The sequence below is a fragment of the Paraburkholderia sp. SARCC-3016 genome, assembly GCF_031119615.1.
Lineage (GTDB): Bacteria > Pseudomonadota > Gammaproteobacteria > Burkholderiales > Burkholderiaceae > Paraburkholderia.
Map to the genome: position 1 here is coordinate 98,365 of NZ_JAVHZD010000001.1, position 17,376 is coordinate 115,740.

General features: G+C 64.1%; 17 protein-coding genes. 5 read left to right on the top strand and 12 right to left on the bottom strand.

All coding sequences use genetic code 11. From position 1 onward, the window contains the following. Positions 1 to 63: 63 nt before the first annotated feature. The 3 genes from QYH69_RS00415 to glpD form a co-directional block, all read right to left on the bottom strand. The gene (locus QYH69_RS00415; RefSeq protein WP_308829968.1) at positions 64 to 750 is read right to left on the bottom strand and encodes an HAD family hydrolase; all 687 of its coding nucleotides are present in this window, start codon (positions 748 to 750) and stop codon (positions 64 to 66) included. Beyond that, positions 747 to 2,249 carry a glycerol kinase GlpK gene (glpK, locus tag QYH69_RS00420; RefSeq protein WP_308829969.1) on the bottom strand — a complete coding sequence of 501 codons (1,503 nt, stop codon included), beginning with the start codon at positions 2,247 to 2,249 and terminating at the stop codon, positions 747 to 749. Before glpK ends, QYH69_RS00415 begins: the two co-directional genes overlap by 4 nt. A 163-nt stretch (positions 2,250 to 2,412) precedes the next feature. Beyond that, positions 2,413 to 4,053, bottom strand: coding sequence for a glycerol-3-phosphate dehydrogenase (gene glpD, locus QYH69_RS00425; RefSeq protein WP_308829970.1), 1,641 nt, complete (start codon positions 4,051 to 4,053; stop codon positions 2,413 to 2,415). 297 nt (positions 4,054 to 4,350) lie between these two features. On the opposite strand from glpD, the gene QYH69_RS00430 reads away from it, so the two are divergent. Further along, positions 4,351 to 4,725, top strand: a complete 375-nt coding sequence (locus QYH69_RS00430) for a hypothetical protein (RefSeq protein WP_308829971.1) — start codon at positions 4,351 to 4,353, stop codon at positions 4,723 to 4,725. Between the two features lie 186 nt (positions 4,726 to 4,911). Here QYH69_RS00430 and QYH69_RS00435 read toward each other — a convergent pair whose 3' ends face one another. Together QYH69_RS00435 and QYH69_RS00440 are read right to left on the bottom strand one after the other, a co-directional pair. After that, a complete protein-coding gene (locus tag QYH69_RS00435; RefSeq protein WP_075155805.1) occupies positions 4,912 to 5,109 on the bottom strand; it encodes a hypothetical protein in 198 nt (65 codons plus the stop codon). A gap of 330 nt (positions 5,110 to 5,439) precedes the next feature. Continuing rightward, positions 5,440 to 6,219: a DeoR/GlpR family DNA-binding transcription regulator gene (locus QYH69_RS00440; RefSeq protein WP_075155806.1), complete on the bottom strand. Its 780-nt coding sequence runs from the start codon at positions 6,217 to 6,219 to the stop codon at positions 5,440 to 5,442. A 475-nt stretch (positions 6,220 to 6,694) separates the two neighbouring features. Here QYH69_RS00440 and QYH69_RS00445 point away from each other — a divergent pair, with 475 nt between their 5' ends. Together QYH69_RS00445 and QYH69_RS00450 are read left to right on the top strand one after the other, a co-directional pair. After that, entirely contained in the window at positions 6,695 to 7,522 is an 828-nt protein-coding gene (locus QYH69_RS00445; protein ID WP_308829972.1) for a ferritin-like domain-containing protein, read from the top strand. Between the two features lie 163 nt (positions 7,523 to 7,685). After that, on the top strand, positions 7,686 to 8,222 hold the full coding sequence (locus tag QYH69_RS00450; protein ID WP_308829973.1) for a hypothetical protein: 537 nt from the start codon (positions 7,686 to 7,688) through the stop codon (positions 8,220 to 8,222). A gap of 121 nt (positions 8,223 to 8,343) precedes the next feature. Here the strand turns inward: QYH69_RS00450 and QYH69_RS00455 are convergent, their stop codons facing one another. The 4 genes from QYH69_RS00455 to QYH69_RS00470 form a co-directional block, all read right to left on the bottom strand. Next, positions 8,344 to 9,999, bottom strand: coding sequence for a DEAD/DEAH box helicase (locus QYH69_RS00455; protein ID WP_308829974.1), 1,656 nt, complete (start codon positions 9,997 to 9,999; stop codon positions 8,344 to 8,346). Positions 10,000 to 10,202: 203 nt separating this feature from the next. Further along, positions 10,203 to 10,823, bottom strand: coding sequence for a hemolysin III family protein (locus QYH69_RS00460; protein WP_308829975.1), 621 nt, complete (start codon positions 10,821 to 10,823; stop codon positions 10,203 to 10,205). 83 nt (positions 10,824 to 10,906) lie between these two features. Then, entirely contained in the window at positions 10,907 to 12,205 is a 1,299-nt protein-coding gene (locus QYH69_RS00465; RefSeq protein WP_308829976.1) for a cytochrome c, read from the bottom strand. A gap of 21 nt (positions 12,206 to 12,226) precedes the next feature. Beyond that, complete coding sequence (locus QYH69_RS00470) at positions 12,227 to 12,958, bottom strand: c-type cytochrome (RefSeq protein ID WP_308829977.1); 732 nt, start codon at positions 12,956 to 12,958, stop codon at positions 12,227 to 12,229. A 558-nt stretch (positions 12,959 to 13,516) separates the two neighbouring features. Between QYH69_RS00470 and QYH69_RS00475 the strand changes: the two genes are divergently transcribed. Then, entirely contained in the window at positions 13,517 to 14,446 is a 930-nt protein-coding gene (locus QYH69_RS00475; RefSeq protein WP_308829978.1) for a CopD family protein, read from the top strand. A 27-nt stretch (positions 14,447 to 14,473) separates the two neighbouring features. Here QYH69_RS00475 and QYH69_RS00480 read toward each other — a convergent pair whose 3' ends face one another. From QYH69_RS00480 to dgoD, 3 genes are all read right to left on the bottom strand, one after another. Next, complete coding sequence (locus tag QYH69_RS00480) at positions 14,474 to 14,671, bottom strand: YodC family protein (RefSeq protein WP_308829979.1); 198 nt, start codon at positions 14,669 to 14,671, stop codon at positions 14,474 to 14,476. Positions 14,672 to 14,747: 76 nt separating this feature from the next. Further along, positions 14,748 to 15,050 (bottom strand): hypothetical protein, encoded by a 303-nt coding sequence (locus QYH69_RS00485; protein WP_075155814.1) that lies wholly within the window; start codon positions 15,048 to 15,050, stop codon positions 14,748 to 14,750. Between the two features lie 292 nt (positions 15,051 to 15,342). Beyond that, positions 15,343 to 16,491 (bottom strand): galactonate dehydratase, encoded by a 1,149-nt coding sequence (gene dgoD, locus QYH69_RS00490; RefSeq protein ID WP_308829980.1) that lies wholly within the window; start codon positions 16,489 to 16,491, stop codon positions 15,343 to 15,345. Positions 16,492 to 16,672: 181 nt separating this feature from the next. Between dgoD and QYH69_RS00495 the strand changes: the two genes are divergently transcribed. After that, positions 16,673 to 17,350 carry a FadR/GntR family transcriptional regulator gene (locus QYH69_RS00495; RefSeq protein ID WP_308830328.1) on the top strand — a complete coding sequence of 226 codons (678 nt, stop codon included), beginning with the start codon at positions 16,673 to 16,675 and terminating at the stop codon, positions 17,348 to 17,350. Positions 17,351 to 17,376 lie beyond the last annotated feature (26 nt).

The window sequence follows — 17,376 nt, forward strand, 5'->3', positions numbered from 1 at the left end:
GCGGGGCGCGGCGTGTGTGGCGAGGCGCGGCCCGACGTGCGGGCCTGTTTAGCGGCGCGCCCGTTACGACTGCACCTCCCCAAACGCGCCTCGCATTCCCGCTTCGACGAGCGCCGGCAACTCGCTCATGTGCTGCATGATCCGCGTGATGCCCATCTTGCGCAGTACGTCTGCGTATCCGTCGGGGATGTGACTGGCGCCGACGAACGCGATGGTCTTCATGCGGGCCGCGCGCGCCGCGCTGAGGCCCGACACGCTGTCTTCGATCACGAGGCACCGCGTCGGGTCCACGCCTAATTGCTGCGCGGCGAACAGGTACACATCCGGGAACGGCTTGGGCCGCGCAACCTGTTCGGCGCTGAATATGCGCGGCGCGAACAGTTCGGTGAGACCGGCGCGCTCGAGCGAGGTGGTGACCCGCGCGAGACGGCTATTCGACACCACGGCAGCCGGCAGCGGCACGCGATGCAACGCATCGCGCACGCCGCCGATCGCGCTCAGCGACCTCGCGAGTTCTGCTTCGACCTGCCGGTCGACGGTCTTGACGAAATCCGTGGGCAACGTGATGCCGAATGTCGCTTCGACGCTTTCGAGGAAACGCGCCGTCTTCTGGCCAAACGCGGTTTTGACGATCGCGTCGAACGACAGCTCCGGATACATCGCGGAGAGCGTGCTGTGCATGACGCGATCGGCGATGACTTCGCTGTCGACGAGCACGCCGTCGCAATCACAGATGAGATGGTCGATCATGCGGCGTCATCCGCCCATGTCTTCGCCGCGCGCACCGCACGCTGCCAGCCCGCGAGACATTGCTCGGCCTCCGCCCGCGCCATTGCCGGCGAAAAGCGGCGCTCGAGCTGCCATTGGCTTTGCAGCGCATCGATGTCCTTCCAGTAATCGACCGCCAGCCCCGCCAGATACGCGGCGCCGAGCGCCGTCGTTTCGCTGACGCGCGGCCGCACCGCGTCGACGCCGAGCATGTCGGCCTGAAACTGCATCAGCAGATTGTTCGCGCACGCGCCGCCGTCGACGCGGAGTTCACCGATACGCATGCCCGAATCGCCCTCCATGGCCTTCAGCACATCGACCGACTGATACGCAATCGAATCGAGCGCGGCGCGCGCGATATGCGCGGACGTCGTGCCGCGCGTGACGCCGAACAGCGAACCGCGCGCGCGGGCGTTCCAGTGCGGCGCGCCGAGCCCGGCAAACGCCGGCACGAGATAGACACCGTCGCTATGCGCAACGCTGTCCGCGAGCGTTTCGATTTCGGCCGCGCTGCGAATGAGACCGAGGCCGTCGCGCAGCCATTGCACGACCGCGCCGCCGATAAAAATGCTGCCTTCGAGCGCATAGTCGACACGCTCGCCGATCTGCCACGCGATGGTCGTGACGAGGTTGTTCTTCGACTCGATCGGCTGGTTGCCCGTATTCATCACGAGGAAGCAGCCGGTGCCGTACGTGTTCTTCACCATGCCCGACTGCGTGCAAAGCTGGCCGAACAGCGCCGCATGCTGATCGCCGGCGATGCCCGCGAGCGGGATGCTCGATGCGAAGACGGTGGATTGCGCGGGCCCATAGACCTCGGACGATGGCCGTACCTCGGGCAACATGCTGCGCGGAATGTCGAGCGCCGCGAGCAGTTCGTCGTCCCATTGCAGCGTATGGATGTTGAACAGCATGGTGCGCGACGCGTTCGTGACATCGGTGATGTGCAGGCTGCGCTTCGTGAAGTTCCAGACGAGCCAGCTATCGACGGTGCCGAATGCGAGCTTGCCTTGCTTCGCCTTGTCGCGCGCGCCTTCGACATGGTCGAGAATCCAGCGGATCTTGGTTCCCGAAAAGTACGAATCGATCGGCAGGCCGGTCTTTGCGCGCACCGTTTCTTCGAGACCCTGCGTTTTCAGCTGGTCGCAGAAATCGGCCGTGCGGCGGTCCTGCCAGACGATCGCGTTGTACACAGGCTGGCCCGTCTCGCGGTCCCAGACCACCGTCGTCTCGCGCTGGTTCGTGATCCCGATCGCCGCGATCGCCGAACCGTTGACGCCCGCGCGCGTGACGGCTTCGGCGGCCACACCTGCCTGCGTCGACCAGATTTCATGCGGATCATGCTCGACCCAGCCCGGCCGCGGGTAGATCTGCTCGAACTCTTTCTGCGCGGTCGACACGACGTTGCCGTTGCGGTCGAACAGCATCGCGCGGGAACTCGTCGTTCCCTGGTCGAGCGCGAGGATGTATTGATCCGGCATCTGTCTCTTCTCCATGTTTTCGATGCGACGCTGGCCCATGGTACGGGTACGGGTACGGGTACGGGTACCGGTACGGGGGCGCGTCCGACCGTTCGGCACGAGCTTCGTGCGCCGCATCAGCGCTGCTTAAGCTCAATTGTTGCACGCGGGCCGCGCACGGTGATCAGCTCGGCGCATTATGGCTGTGCTGCGGGCTGTGCTGCGCAAGTGCCTCGCGTGCGAACCACGCGTCGATATCGCTTGCGACGGTGTCGCGCGTGTCCGGCTCGACATGGAGGCCGAGCTTCGTGCGGCGCCACAGCACATCGTAGGCGGTGCGCGCCCACTCGACGTCGCGCAGATAGCGCAACTCGGCTTCGTACAGGTCAGACGTGAACGCATGGCCAAGCTCGGCGAGCGACTGCGCATTGCCGACCACCCGCTCGGCACGCGTGCCATAGGCGCGCGCATAGCGATGTGCGAGCCGTGCCGGTAGCCACGCATGCTGTTGCGCGAAGCGGGCGGCAAAACTCGCGAAATCGGCATGCGCGATGTCGCCGCCCGGCAGCGGTGCGCCAGCGGTCCATGCGGGCCTGGGCGCGCCGAGCGCGCGCGTGAGTTCATCGAGCGCTTCTTCGGCAAGCTTGCGAAACGTCGTGATCTTGCCGCCGAACACCGACAGCAACGGGGCGGCGCCTGTGGGCGCATCGAGTTCGAGCCGGTAGTCGCGCGTAACCGCGGAAGGGTTGTCCGCAGTTTCGTCTTCGAGCAATGGCCGCACGCCCGAGTACGACCAGTACACGTCGCGAGGCGAGATCGGCTGCTTGAAGTAGCGGTTGATCGACTCGCACAGGTACTGCGTTTCTTCCGCGTTGATCGTGACCTGCGAGGGATCGCCGCGGTATTCGAGGTCGGTCGTGCCGATCAGCGTGAAGTCGTGCTCGTACGGAATCGCGAAGATGATTCGCTTGTCGGGGTTCTGGAAAATGTAGGCGTGGTCGTGCTCGAAGAGCCGCCGCGTGACGATATGACTGCCCTTGACGAGCCGCACCGCATAAGCGGGCTTGTGGTTTGTGACGCCGTTGGCCGTGTGGTTTGCGTCCGGCCCCGCGCTGGCGTGCCGATCCTGGTTTGCCGTCTCGTTGGTCGCGCGCCCGAGCGCCGCCTGCAGCAGTTCGCCGACCCACGGACCCGCCGCATTGGCGATCGCGCGTGCCTGTACCTCGAGCCTGGCGCCGTCCGCCTGCAGCAGCCGCGCGTGCCACGAGCCATTCGAGCGCGTGGCGCCAACGAGCTTCGTATGCGTCAGCACGCGCGCGCCGCGTTCGCTTGCGTCGAGCGCATTGAGCACGACGAGCCGGGCGTCGTCGACCCAGCCGTCGGAGTAGACGAAGCCGCGCCGGATCGACGCGACGAGCGGCGCGCCGGCCGGATGCGTGCGCAAATCGACGCCGCGCGAGCCCGGCAGCAGTTCCCGGCGCGCAAGGTGATCGTACAGAAAGAGCCCCGCGCGGATCAGCCATGCGGGCCGCAGATTCGGCATATGCGGCATGACGAAGCGCAACGGCCACATGATGTGCGGCGCGGCGCGCAGCAGCGTTTCGCGTTCCTGCAATGCCTTGCGCACGAGCGCGAACTCGCGGTACTCGAGGTAGCGCAGGCCGCCATGGATCAGCTTGGTACTTGCCGACGACGTATGCGCGGCGAGATCGTCCTGCTCGCACAGCAGTACCGACAGCCCACGCCCGGCCGCGTCGCGTGCAATGCCCGCGCCGTTGATGCCGCCGCCCACCACGAGCAGATCGAAAGGAGACTGTTGTGCCACCGGTTGGCCCTGGGTTGATTGCGCGTTGATTTCGGGTTGATCGTTGGTCGATCTTTGGCCGATCTTTGGCCGATCTTTGGCCGATCTTTGGCCGATCTTTGGCCGATCTTCGGTTGACCTTCGGTCGATCGGAAGAAAGCTGATCGAAAACTACATGTTCGTTTTCGAACTTTAATGAGCATTTTCGAAAAAGTAAAGTTCGTCGAGGATCAAATCGGGGCGATCTGCACGACTGGTGGCGCGCGGCGCCGCGTCGGACGATACTCTTGGCACCAGCCATTTCGAGGTGAAGAGAACATGCGTGGAATCTGGATGATCGGCGCCGCGGCGTTGCTCGCGGGGTGTGTGAGCACGCCGCAGTTGAGCGGCACGGCGGGCGCACCGTCGTTCGCGGCATTGCAGCAGATGTGCGGTCAGCAAACAGTGGACTACGGGCAGGATTCACAAAACGTCTACGTGACGTTTTTCGACGCCTACGTCGCGCACAAGCGCGGCGGCCTGTCGCAGGAGAATTACTGCGCGTTCCAGCAGTCGATCGCGCAGCACTACACGGAACTCGGCACGAGCGGCGATCGCGAGATGCGCAATCGCTGGGTCGCATTCTTCAACGATCAGCGCGCGAAGGCGATCACGTGGCGCTCGACGGTCGACTCGACATTGCGCGCGGGCTAATCGAACATTCGTGCGCGGGCGGCGGGCGCGCGACGAACCGGACAGCGAACAGAAAGACGCGCATAAGAACACGGTCAGGCGGGCAAATGCCGCGTGACCGTTCGTGAATCCGTGTGTTTGCGCGCTCGTTGCGAGCGCGCGGACAGATTCAATGTGCGCCGGCCGGCAATCCGTTGCCGGAGAAATCTACGAGAGGCGCTTGATGGCTCTGAGTGCGGAATCGCCGCTTTCGGTGATGCGCCATTGCTGCCGGCCCGACGCGAGCTGTTCGAGCTGGACGAGTTGCCGTTCGAGCAGCGCGTCGAGTTCTTCACGCTCCATATCCACCTGGTTCGGGGCGTCCTTCACGAGCAACAATGTGGCGAATTCATGCGGACTCAGCATCGTTTCTCTCCATTTCAAGCGTACTCGGGTTGCCTTCGCAACCGCGCCGTAAGGCTGCGCTCACGGCTGGCGATCCGGCTTGCGATCCTTATGGGATCAGGCATGAGGTCTAGCTTTCGTGGCCGTCGCGCTCGATAAGCACGTCGGGGAACTGGAGTTTAGTCAACTACCGCACGAACTCCAAATCCGCCCCAGTAAATTTTCCATTTGACAGCGGAAAGGGCCGCAGGCGGTCCGGGCCGGCACGCAACTTCACGATTTCACTGCAGGTTTCGCGTGCGGCGCAACATGGCTTGCGCGAAACGCAACCTGCATTCGCGTGCATTCGTGCTATTCGGCGACGAATACCTGCGTGCCCGCGGCCGCGATCGTCTCGGCCATCGAGGCGGGGGGCGCGGCATCGGTGAAGAGCGAGTCGATCTGGTTCAGATGCCCTTGGCGCACGAGCGCCGGACGGCCGAACTTCGAATGGTCGGCGGCCAGGAAGACCGTGCGCGAATGCTCGATGATCGCTTCGGCCACGCGCACTTCGCGCGTATCGAAGTCGCGCAGCGTGCCGTCGGTTTCGATGCTCGACGTGCCGATGATCGCGAAGTCCACCTTGAACTGCCGGATGAAGTCGATCGCAAGCTCGCCCACGATGCCCTTGTCCCACGGCCGCACGATTCCGCCCGTCACGAGCACTTCGCAATCGGGATAGCCGCTCATCATGCTCGCCACGTTCAGATTGTTCGTAATCACATGCAAGCCGCGATGCCGGTTCAATGCGCGCGCAACTTCTTCGGTCGTCGTGCCGAGGTTGATAAAGAGCGAGGCCTGATCGGGAACGTGCGTGGCGACGAGTGCGGCGATGCGGCGTTTCTCGTCGTGGAACATCCGTTGACGCGCGCTATACGACACGTTCTCCGAGCTCGTCGGCAGGCTCGCACCGCCATGGTAGCGGCGCAGCAGGTTGATGTCGGCAAGCCAGTTCACGTCGCGGCGGATGGTCTGCGGCGTAACGTCGAAGTGCGCTGCGAGGTCATCCACGGTGACGAAGCCGTCGCGCTGGACCCATTCGAGCAATTCCTGTTGGCGTGCGTTCAGCGTGAGGCGCGGGTCTCGGGTCATGGCTTGTCGTTGTTCCGCGCGCGGGGCGCGGCGGGCAAGGGTTGGCTTGCGCGTATTGTAAGGCGTCCGCTCGATGTGCCGTCCGCGGCGCGCCGCGCCACGCACTGACATGAACCGGCATGCGGCGGACGATGCCCCTGTGAGCCTCTTGCCTGCTTGCCCTTACCGTTCTTTACGGCACTGGAACCGTGCGCAGCAAGCACAGCTATTGCGCGTTGCGACAGCGGGAAGTCGCGTTCGAATTGCTTTGCCTCAACGAGTTCAATGATCGCAGGAACCTGAGGTCATCCGGCATGGTCTGTGCTGGATGTTCTGCACTTTTGTGAGTCTGCGGCTAAGATGAAAGTAAAAAATAAAACGTTCACTTCAGGATCTCGTGCATTTTGGGAGAAACGGCGCAAGACGACCGGTCATCGCGCTCGCGATTTGGGCATGCTTCGTTCAACGAGACGATTCAGTTTTGGGAGCACCGCACATGCAGACTAAGACGATCCATGTAATGCCCTGGCGAATCGAAGATATCGACATGAGCCGCATCGACTATCAACGCGCCGTCGCCAACGAGGATCTGCTGTTGCTGCTGTGCGCGGCGTCGTTCATCGAAAGCGGCACAGACCTCTATACCAGCAACCTGAGCAGCTTCTTCAACGACGACCCCGAAGTGTCGGCATGGCTCAATAACGAATGGGAGCCGGAGGAGCTGCAGCATGGCCGGGCACTGAAGACGTATATCGCGCACGTGTGGCCCGAGTTCGATTGGGACACGGCATTTCGTAATTTTTTTGAAGAGTACTCGAAAACGTGCACTGTCGAGGAATTCGAAAAGACGCGCGCGCTCGAAATGGTGGCGCGATGCGTGGTCGAGACCGGCACGGCAACGCTTTACCGCGCGATCGGCGCATGTTCGGACGAACCGGTGCTAAAGCAGATTACCGACCACATCCGCACCGACGAAGTCCGGCACTACAAGCACTTTTTCAAATACTTCAAGAAGTACAACCGCATTGAAGGCAACGGACGGCTGGCGGTGCTTGGCGCGCTGATGCGTCGCGTGCTGGAGCTCAAGAACGAAGACTCCGAAATCGCGCTGCGGCATGTATTCGCGATCCGCTACCCGGAGCGCGTCGCCGATCCCGCCTATAACAGGGAGCTGTCTGCGCGCGTGAACAGGCTCGTGCGGCGCAACCTGTCCGCCGAGATGTGTGTGAAGATGCTGCTGAAGCCACTCGATCTGCCGGCGAAGATCCAGCCCGGCGTGCACTATCCGCTCGAGAAGATCGCGCAGCATGTGTTCTTTCGCTGAGCGAGGCTGATGCGCGGATGAGCCGATGTTCCGCGTCGGCGTCGTGCGTTAATAGACGGCCAGTGTGCCGCCAGCCCGATCGAAATGGCCCGCGTAAGCGGGCCATTTGCTTATGTGGCGGCGCGTGCGTTTGCGCCTTCCCCCGCATCGATGGAGATTGATCATGACCGATTCCGCAGTTCCAAAGCATACCCAGGACCTCGACATATTCGATGAATGGCCCGACGGGCTGCGTGCATTTTTCGATGGCACGTCGCTCGCGGCAAAGATCGGCTTCACGGCATCGCTCGTCACGAGCGATGCAAACGGGCATCTGCGCACGTCGCTGCTCGGTATCGGCGAGCTCTATGCGCCCGATTCGCGTCGGCTTTGCCTCGCCCTGTGGCCGCAGGCGCGTGCGGCACGCTCGCTTGCTCAGAACCGGCGAGCCGCACTCACTTTCGTCTTCGACGAAGCGTTTTATCAGGTGCAACTGGCATTCGAGCCGCTGCCTGTCGTCGAGGGCGCGGAGGACGAGCTGAAGGCATTGGGCGGCCTCGTCTGTTTCAGCGGATCGATCGACACCGGCGAGGCGCAGCGCGTGCGCTATGCACGCATCACGAGCGGCATGACGTTCGAGCTCGCGGAAGGGAAGGACGCGACGCTCGAACGCTGGATACAGCAGGTTGACTATCTGAAGAAGGCGGCGGCCCGCGTGTAGCGGCGGCCGCTAGTGCGCTAGTGCTAGCGCGCGGCGATCGCGCGCCGCGGTTCCAGCGGCAGTCGCGCGTCGCGACGCTCAGTCGCCCGGTTCGGTCGACTGCGGTTCGGCGCCCGGACGTTCAGTCGCCGCGACGCGTATCGCGCGGCGAATTGCGTCGGTGCGGCGTCGCGTCGCTGCGCGGCTGGTTGCCGCCGAGCAGCGCGCCCGGGTTGCCGCCTTGCTTGCGCTGCGCGTGCGCGGCGCCGTGCTCGTGCATGGCCGCCCGCGGCTTCTCATGCGCGCGTGCTGCATCGTGGCGCGGACTGTCCTTGCGAGCCTGCGCCGGTGCCGCGTGCGACGGTCTTGCACCTTGCGGCGCGGCCGACTGCTGCGGATGCGGCTTGCCGCCAGCCGGCTGCTGCTTGCGCTGCCCGGCTTGCTGATTCTTCTGTTGCGCTTGTGGCTGCCCGCCGGACGGCTTGCGCTCACGCTGCGCCGCGCCCGCACCGTCGCGCTTGGGCGGGGTTTTTTGCGTGCTCTTCGCCGGATTTCGCCCAGCACCGGCGCCGGCATCGCGCGTCTCGCGCGGCGGCCGCGCCCCTGCGCCCTGGCCACGCCGCTGGATCGGCTCGGGCCGCGCATTCGGATCGGGCTCGAAGCCCGCGATCACCTCTTGCGGCACGGCGCGCTTGATCAGCTTCTCGATGTCTTTCAGCAACTGCAATTCGTCGACGCACACGAGCGACACCGCTTCGCCCGTCGCGCCCGCACGGCCCGTGCGGCCGATCCGGTGCACGTAGTCTTCCGGCACATTGGGCAGGTCGAAGTTGACCACATGCGGCAGCTGGTCGATATCGATGCCGCGCGCGGCGATATCGGTCGCGACGAGCACCTGCAGCGTGGCGTCCTTGAACTCGCTCAATGCCCGCGTGCGCGCCGACTGGCTCTTGTTGCCGTGAATCGCGAGCGCGCTGATGCCGTCCTTCGTCAGCTGCTCGGCGAGGCGGTTCGCACCGTGCTTCGTGCGCGTGAACACGAGCACCTGAAACCAGTTGTGCTGCTTGATCAGATGCGTGAGCAGTTCGCGCTTGCGATCGCGATCGACGGGATACACCTTCTGCGCGACCGTTTCGGCCGTCGTATTGCGGCGCGCGACTTCGATCAGGGCCGGCGAGTTGAGCAGGCTGTCGGCCAGCGCCTTGATCTCATCGGAGAACGTCGCGGAGAACAGCAGGTTCTGGCGCTTCGCCGGCAACTTCGCGAGCACGCGCTTGATGTCGTGAATAAAGCCCATGTCGAGCATGCGGTCGGCTTCGTCGAGCACGAGAATCTCGAGGCGCGACAGATCGATCGTTTTCTGCTGCATGTGGTCGAGCAGCCGACCAGGCGTCGCGACGACGATATCGACGCCGCGCTTCAACGCATCGATTTGCGGATTGATGCCGACGCCGCCGAACATCACCGTCGAGTTCAGCTTCAGGTATTTGCTATACGCGCGCACGCTTTCCTCGACCTGCGCGGCGAGTTCCCGCGTGGGCGTGAGGATCAGCGCGCGCACGGCGCGCCTCGCAGCCGCCGCATTCGCCGCGGCCGACGCATTCGTCGAAAGCCGTTGCAGGATCGGCAGCGTGAAGCCGGCGGTCTTGCCGGTGCCCGTCTGCGCACCGGCAAGCAGGTCGCCGCCGTTGAGCACGGCGGGAATCGCTTGCAACTGGATCGGAGTAGGGGACGTGTAGCCGAGTTCTTGAACAGCGCGGACCAACGGTTCGGACAAGCCGAGAGAATCAAAAGACATAAGCTCTTTGTAATGCGGATGTGGCGAACGGTGGTAACGCAATGAGCGGGTCATCGAGCGGGCTCGTCCAGCAACCCGGCCGACGCCGTTCGCGAGAAATCGGCGGCACGCACGTTGCATGCCGAATGCTTCAACGCGCTAAGCAGACACGTCGACTGGCGTTAAGTTGCATCTATCGTCATATATCACGGCGACAGCGACCGTTATGCGACATAACGTGCGATGCTGACAAATTGGCACAGACTGCCGGCGAGCACGAACAGGTGCCAGATACCATGTCCATGCCGGATGCGCTCGTCGTTGATGAAGAAGTAGATGCCGGCGCTGTAAATAAGACCGCCCGCGACGAGCCATGCGGTGCCCGCTGCCGGCAGTGCGTCGACGAGCGGCTCGATTGCGACGAGCCCAAGCCATCCCATCAACACGTACAGCACCATCGATACGCTGCGAGTGCGCCGCCCGAGCGTAAGTTCCTGCATGATGCCGAGCGCCGCAAGGCCCCAGATCACACCGAAAAGCGACCAGCCCCACGGCCCGCGTAGTGTAACAAGCGTGAACGGGGTATAGCTGCCGGCGATCATCAGGTAAATCGCCGAGTGATCGCATTTCTGCAGCACGCTCTTCGCGCGCGGCGCACGCACGCTGTGGTAGAGCGTCGAGATTGCGTACAACACGAACAGCATGGCGCCATAAACGCTGAAGCTGACCATCTTGTACGCGTCGCCGTCGAGGGCGCCGATCGTGACGAGCGCTGCAAGCCCCACCGCCGACAGCAACGCGCCGACGAGATGGGTGATGCAGTTCAGACGCTCGCCGACTGGCACGGCGTTTTCTCCCCGAACGACCAAAAACAAAGGGCGCGGCCCGCGTGTCTTCCGATGGCCGCGCCCTTTACGTCTTGCGTCGCCTAGTCGAGCGGCGCCGAACGCAGTTCGCTGACCTGTTGCGGCGACACCGGCGTACCGTGGTTACCCCAGGACATCCGGATGTACGTCACGACCGCAGCCACTTCCTGATTCGACAAAGCCTGCGCGAACGGCGGCATGCCGTACGGTTTCGGATTGCCGCCCGTGCTCGGCGGATAACCGCCATTCAGGACCATACGGATCGGGTTGACCGCCGACGGCATCTGGATGGACTGGTTGTTCGCGAGCGGCGGGAACGCCGGCGGCATGCCGAGACCGTTTTCCGCATGACACTTCGCACAGTTGTCAGCGTAGATCTTCTGGCCTTGCTTCAACAGTTCGCTACCGAACTGTTCGCTCGTCTCGAGCTGCAGATGCTCAGGCGCTTCGTCCTTCTGCGGGATTGTCTTCAGGTACGTCGACATCGCGTGGATATCGTCGTCGGACATGTACTGCAGGCTGTTGTGCACGACTTCGGCCATCGGGCCGAACACCGCGCCGCGCTCCGACACGCCGGTCTTCAGCAGACTGGAGATGTCCTTGAGGTCCCAGTCGCCGAGGCCCGCTTCCTTGTTCGACGTCAGCGACGGCGCGTACCAGTTCTGCAGCGGGATCAGACCGCCCGCGAACGCGGCCGAATTCACCGGTCCGCCCATCGCGTTGATCGACGTATGGCACATGCCGCAGTGGCCGAGGCCTTCGATCAGATATGCGCCGCGATTCCATTCGACCGACTTGGTCGGATCCGGCTTGTACTCGCCTTCGCGGAAGAACAGCGTACGCCAGCCGATCAGCAGGTTGCGATTGTTGAACGGGAACTTCAGTTCGTGCGGACGGCTCGGCTCATGCACGGGCGGGATCGAGCGCAGGTACGCGTAGATCGCGTCCGAGTCGGCGCGCGAGACCTTCGTGTAGCTCGTGAACGGGAAGGCCGGGTACAGCAGGCTGCCGTCCTTCGAACGCCCCGTGTGCATGGCGCGAAAGAAGTCGTCCGACGACCATTTGCCGAGACCGTACTGGTCGTCCGGCGTGATGTTCGGCGTGAACAGCGTGCCGAACGGCGTAGCCATCGGCAGGCCGCCCGCGAAGATCTTGCCGCCGCGCACCGTGTGGCACGCGATACAGTCGCCGGCGCGGGCGAGGTACTCGCCCTTCTTGATCAGCGCGGCCTGGTCGGCCGGCGTGGCCGCCATCGCGGCGCCGTTGTGCAGATTGTCGCTGCCCGACCAGAGGACCGGAACGAGCGCGGCGGCTGCAACGATGACGACAGCCGAGAGGGCGAACAGGGACTTGCGTTTCATTTGATGGTCTCTCCCGGTGCCTTATTGCGGTTCGCTGCCGCAGGCAAGCGGAGTCTTCAACGAGTTGGCCGGAGCCGGCACAGGGTTTTGCGGGGCCTGCTGCATGGCGAGCCAGGAGGCGACGGCGTTCACGTCGTCGTCGGTGAGACGCGTGGCGATGGTGTGCATGCAGTCAGGCGCGATGGCGTGACGCGTGCCCGAACGCCAGGCGCCGAGCTGCGCGCTGATGTAGTCCGAGTGCAGGCCGACGAGGCCCGGAATAGCCGGTTCCATACCGGTGAGCGCCTTGCCGTGGCACGCCGCGCAGGCTGGAATCTGCTTGCCCGGATCGCCGTTCAGCACGATCTGACGGCCGCGCGCGAGCGTTGCGTCGGAGACGTTCGGCTTGTTGGGCGGCGGGTACGGCGGGCGTTGCTGCGAGAAGTACGTGGCGATCTGATGCAGGTAGTCGTCAGAGAGGTACGTGACGAGGTAGTTCATCGGCGGGTACTTGCGGCGCCCTTCGCGGAAGTTCTGCAGCTGGTTGTACAGGTAGTCAGCCGGTTTGCCCGCAAGACGCGGGAAGTAATCGTTGTCGGTGCCCTGGCCATGCGTGCCGTGACATGCCGTGCAGCCCTGCACGCGCGCTTCCATCGTATCGGGGGCTTTGGGCTGAGTCTGCGCTTTCGCAGCGCTATAGACGCCTGCACTGCCAATCAACAGAAGCGCGAGCAGCGGGCGGAAAATGCGTCTTGAAGACACGCGTAACTCCATGAAATCGGGGACCTGACCGAGCTTCGAGCTGGCTCGGTATAAAGACAACTCACAGACAACTGAACTAAGCCTGGCGGCAGCGGGCGCTGCGGCGACGCAGCATTCTATCATCGATGATTGATGGTGACTATTTGCCACATAGGCCGAAGTTCAGGCGCCATCGTGTTATGCGACAGTTTGACGCAACGCCGGTCGACGATGGTTCGCACGGTTGCCTTGTAGCGCTGAGTCTGCGAAGCGTCCGTCAAATGCGCATGCCGTTCCGGCGAAGCGCACGATGCCGCGTGTCAAGGCCTCGGCAGCGCGCAACGCATCCTTTAAGATGGCGCGTTTCGCCGTGTTCCCTCTGTGTTCCTGCCGTTCTCGTGCGGCGGTGTTTCACGCAGGGTGCGGTTCGCCGCGGAACTTCCTCCACCTATCTGCCACCACTAGCCTCGATCCTTTCAATCTGCCTTTGATGAAGCCATCTGCCGTCGCACGTCCGTTTGACCCGCATGCCGCCGTCGCTTGCGATGCCGTCGCGCTGCCCCTCTCAACCCGCATCCACGGTGGCTCCGTATGACGATGAGCGGACTCTGGATCGGGCAGGTTGCCCTTGCCGCGCTGATGAACGTCGCGTTTGCCTTCGCGGTCGGCACCGCGCTGCTCGCCGCGTGGCTTGCCAAAGACGCGCAAGCGAAGGTCGCGCCCGCGCGGCCCGCGTGGTTGCGTGCGCAACGATCGATGCAGACTGCGGCGATCGTGCTCGTGCTCGCCGATCTCGGCTGGCTGCTGTATGCGTCGGCTGCGATGGGCGGCGTGAGTCTGCCGGCCGCGCTCGGCGTCGTGCCGACCGTGCTCGCGCAGACGCACGCGGGCTATGCCTGGCTCGTCGCATTCGGCGGCGCGGTGCTGTTGTTGCTGACGTCGCTGGCCGGCCACGACGGCGCATGGCGCAACGCGCTGCTGTGGCTCGCAGTGATCGCGATCGCGGCGGGCAAGGCGTCGCTCGGTCATGCGGCCGATGCGGGGGCCGTGTCGCCGACGGTCGGCGGCCAGACGCTGCATGTGCTGGCCGCGACCGTGTGGGGCGGTCTCGTGCTCGCGGCGGGATTGGCGGTGGTGCCGGCGCTCGGCGCGTCGGTGGCGCGCGGCGTGCTGATTCGCACGGCGACGCAGGTGTCGAACATGTCGTTCGCGGCGGTGGTGTTCGTGCTGCTAACGGGCGTGTTCAACGCGGTGCAGGGTTCGGGCGGAACGTTTGCCGCGATCGGATACACGACGTGGGGTCATGTGTTGACGTTGAAGCTCGCGCTCGTTGCGCTGGCGCTCGTGATCGGGGCGTTGAACCGCTTCTCCGCATTGCCGAGGCTGCGCCGTACCGCATCGACGATGGACGCGCACACGTTTGCGAATCTGCTTCATCTCGAAGCGCTGCTGATGATCGGCGTCTTCGCGGCCGCGGCGGTGCTCGCCGATAGCGTGCCGGGGTTCGTTGCGCTGGGCTAGGCCGGGCGCGATCGCGTCAGGCGTGTTTCATGCGTGAACGATCGGCTCGAGCGTCGCGGCGTCGAACATGCCTTGCTGCGGCCTACCCGAGGCGTCGAACCATTCGCAGATCAGCCAGATGCCCGGTGCGAACGCGACCGGCCCGACCCGCGTGGCCGTCATCGGGCGGCCGCCCGATTTGAGCCTGAAGACATCCCCGGTTTGGTATGGCGTAGTGTGCGGCACGATATCTCCTTGTTGTTCTTGCTGTGACGTCGTTGCTGTTGTTGCACCTGCCTGCTGTCGCACGCGCTGCGTGAAATTACTCGAAGCCGAGCCGATGACCGACGATCGGCGCGCAAAAAAGCGCGATTGCGCAGCCCGCGGCCTTGCCTTCGAGTTCGGCGGACGCGGCAGAAGCGTTATACACGTGCATGAGCAGATCGAATAGCTGTGGCATGCAATACAGAACCGCAGCGCCCACGAAGCAACGTTCCACAATTGCAATACGCCAGCCGCGCTCGTACGCGACAGCGGCGAAAATCACACGCAGTACGCCGAACAGAACGAGCGCGCCGACGGCCGCCTGCTGGCGGATCAGATAGTCAGGAAGGAATTCGGTCATGGCTCGCGATCACCGTAAAGTCGTGTCGCAGACCATTCAGCAAAAGCCAAGCCAGAATGCTCGCGCGTCCTGCGAGCGTGCGGCCAGGCGTTATGCGGCAAGGCATCGGTAAAACATGGCGTGCGCCGGGACGCCGCCGCGGCGCCGCTCGTCACGGCTGCCGCGCCGGAAATGTAACGTCCGCGAAACATCGCACGGAAAAACGCGCGCGTCGCGTTGCGCAAACGAAAACGCCGCCGGGGCCGTTCACACCCCAGGCGGCGCTTCGATCATCGCGATGTGCCGATCGCGCTTACCACTCGGCGACGCTGCCGTCCGTGTGGCGCCACACCGGGTTGCGCCAGCGATGGCCGAGCTTCGCCATCTCGCGCACCTTCTCTTCGTTCACTTCGATGCCAAGGCCCGGGCCCTGCGGAATCGACACATAGCCGCCTTCGTACCTGAACACTTCCGGATTCCTGATGTAATCGAGCAGGTCGTTGCCCTGGTTGTAGTGGATGCCGAGGCTCTGTTCCTGGATGAATGCGTTGTAGCTGACCGCATCGATCTGCAGGCACGTTGCGAGCGCGATCGGCCCGAGCGGGCAGTGCAGCGCGAGCGCGACGTCATAGGCTTCGGCCATCGAAGCGATCTTGCGGCATTCGGTAATGCCGCCCGCGTGCGACGCGTCGGGCTGGATGATGTCGACGTAGCCGCCCGCGAGAATGTGCTTGAAGTCCCAGCGCGAGTACAGACGCTCGCCGAGCGCGATCGGCGTGCTCGTCTGGTTGACGATATCGCGCAGCGCCTCGACGTTTTCCGACAGCACCGGTTCTTCGATGAACATCAGCTTGAACGGATCGAGCTCTTTCGCGAGCACCTTCGCCATCGGCTTGTGCACGCGGCCGTGGAAGTCGACGCCGATGCCGACGTCCGGGCCCACCGCCTCACGTACCGCGCGCACGTTGTCGATTACGCCTTGAACCTTGTCGAAAGTGTCGATGATCTGCAACTCTTCCGAGCCGTTCATCTTGATGGCCTTGAAGCCGCGCTCGACGACGGCGCGCGCATTGTTCGCGACGTCGCTCGGCCGGTCGCCGCCGATCCACGAATAGACCTTGATCCGGTCGCGCACCTGGCCGCCAAGCAGCGTATGCACGGGCACGCCGTGAAATTTGCCCTTGATGTCCCAGAGCGCCTGGTCGACGCCGGCGATCGCGCTCATCGTAATCGGTCCGCCGCGATAGAAGCCCGCGCGGTACATGACCTGCCAGTGGTCTTCGATCAGGCGCGGATCTCTGCCGATCAGATAGTCGGACAGCTCGTCGACGGCCGTGGCGACCGTATGCGCGCGCCCTTCGACGACGGGCTCACCCCAGCCGACGATGCCCTCGTCGGTCTCGATCTTCACGAAGCACCAGCGCGGCGGGACGATGAAGGTTTCGATGCGGGTGATTTTCATGGCGCGTCTCCTGTGAGTGCGTGAACCGAGCGGTGAATCGGCTAGGGCGGAAGATCCGGGGAGCCACATGCTACAACAGAATCGCATTTAAATACTATTAATAGTATTATTTGGGACGCTTCCGTTCGGGAAACGCTTCCGAGCCCGCTCACGCCGCGTTGCGCACACAAGGAGAACCACTATTCAGCGAGATCTGCACGGCCGCGTCGCGCATCAGCTCGCGACGGCCATCCTGCGCGGCGACTATGCGCCCGCATCCACGCTGCCGCGCGAGGCCGAACTGATGGAGGCGTTCGGCGTGAGCCGCACGGTGCTGCGCGAAGCGCTGCGCACGCTGACCTCGAAGGGGCTGATCGAATCGCGGCCGCGCGTCGGCACGCGCGTGCGGCAAAAGGATGCGTGGAATCTGCTCGACGTCGACGTGCTCGACTGGTACTCGCGCGTCGCGCCGCCCGTGGACTTCGCGCTGAAGCTGCAGGAAATGCGCGAAATGATCGAACCGTATGCCGCGGGGCTTGCGGCCGCATCGTGCAGCGAGACGTCGTTTGTTGCGCTCGACACCGCACACGCGGCGATGGTCGCGGCGCGCAATGTCGACGAATGGGTGCGTGCGGACCTCGAATTTCACCTGAGCGTGCTCGAAGCGTGCGGCAACGAGTTGCTGATTCCGCTCGGCACGCTGATCGAGCGCACGCTCGAAGCGCAATTGCGGCTCAATGCGAAGCGCGCCGACGTGTTCAACGCGTCGCTCGCTGAACATAGCGCGGTATTCGAAGCGGTCCGCGATCGCGATGTGCAGCGTGCGCGCAATGCGATGGCGGCGCTGCTCGGCGTCACGCGCGCGCGGATCGAAGCGTGAACGCCGATTCCCGAAGCGTGCAGCCG

Bases quoted from the DNA above. Each gene is read 5' to 3' on its own strand.
- QYH69_RS00415 (WP_308829968.1), bottom strand. From the start codon at position 750: ATGATCGACCATCTCATCTGTGATTGCGACGGCGTGCTCGTCGACAGC.
- glpK (WP_308829969.1), bottom strand. From the start codon at position 2,249: ATGCCGGATCAATACATCCTCGCGCTCGACCAGGGAACGACGAGTTCC.
- QYH69_RS00430 (WP_308829971.1), top strand. From the start codon at position 4,351: ATGCGTGGAATCTGGATGATCGGCGCCGCGGCGTTGCTCGCGGGGTGT.
- QYH69_RS00435 (WP_075155805.1), bottom strand. From the start codon at position 5,109: ATGCTGAGTCCGCATGAATTCGCCACATTGTTGCTCGTGAAGGACGCC.
- QYH69_RS00440 (WP_075155806.1), bottom strand. From the start codon at position 6,219: ATGACCCGAGACCCGCGCCTCACGCTGAACGCACGCCAACAGGAATTG.
- QYH69_RS00445 (WP_308829972.1), top strand. From the start codon at position 6,695: ATGCAGACTAAGACGATCCATGTAATGCCCTGGCGAATCGAAGATATC.
- QYH69_RS00450 (WP_308829973.1), top strand. From the start codon at position 7,686: ATGACCGATTCCGCAGTTCCAAAGCATACCCAGGACCTCGACATATTC.
- QYH69_RS00455 (WP_308829974.1), bottom strand. From the start codon at position 9,999: ATGTCTTTTGATTCTCTCGGCTTGTCCGAACCGTTGGTCCGCGCTGTT.
- QYH69_RS00465 (WP_308829976.1), bottom strand. From the start codon at position 12,205: ATGAAACGCAAGTCCCTGTTCGCCCTCTCGGCTGTCGTCATCGTTGCA.
- QYH69_RS00470 (WP_308829977.1), bottom strand. From the start codon at position 12,958: ATGGAGTTACGCGTGTCTTCAAGACGCATTTTCCGCCCGCTGCTCGCG.
- QYH69_RS00475 (WP_308829978.1), top strand. From the start codon at position 13,517: ATGACGATGAGCGGACTCTGGATCGGGCAGGTTGCCCTTGCCGCGCTG.
- QYH69_RS00485 (WP_075155814.1), bottom strand. From the start codon at position 15,050: ATGACCGAATTCCTTCCTGACTATCTGATCCGCCAGCAGGCGGCCGTC.
- dgoD (WP_308829980.1), bottom strand. From the start codon at position 16,491: ATGAAAATCACCCGCATCGAAACCTTCATCGTCCCGCCGCGCTGGTGC.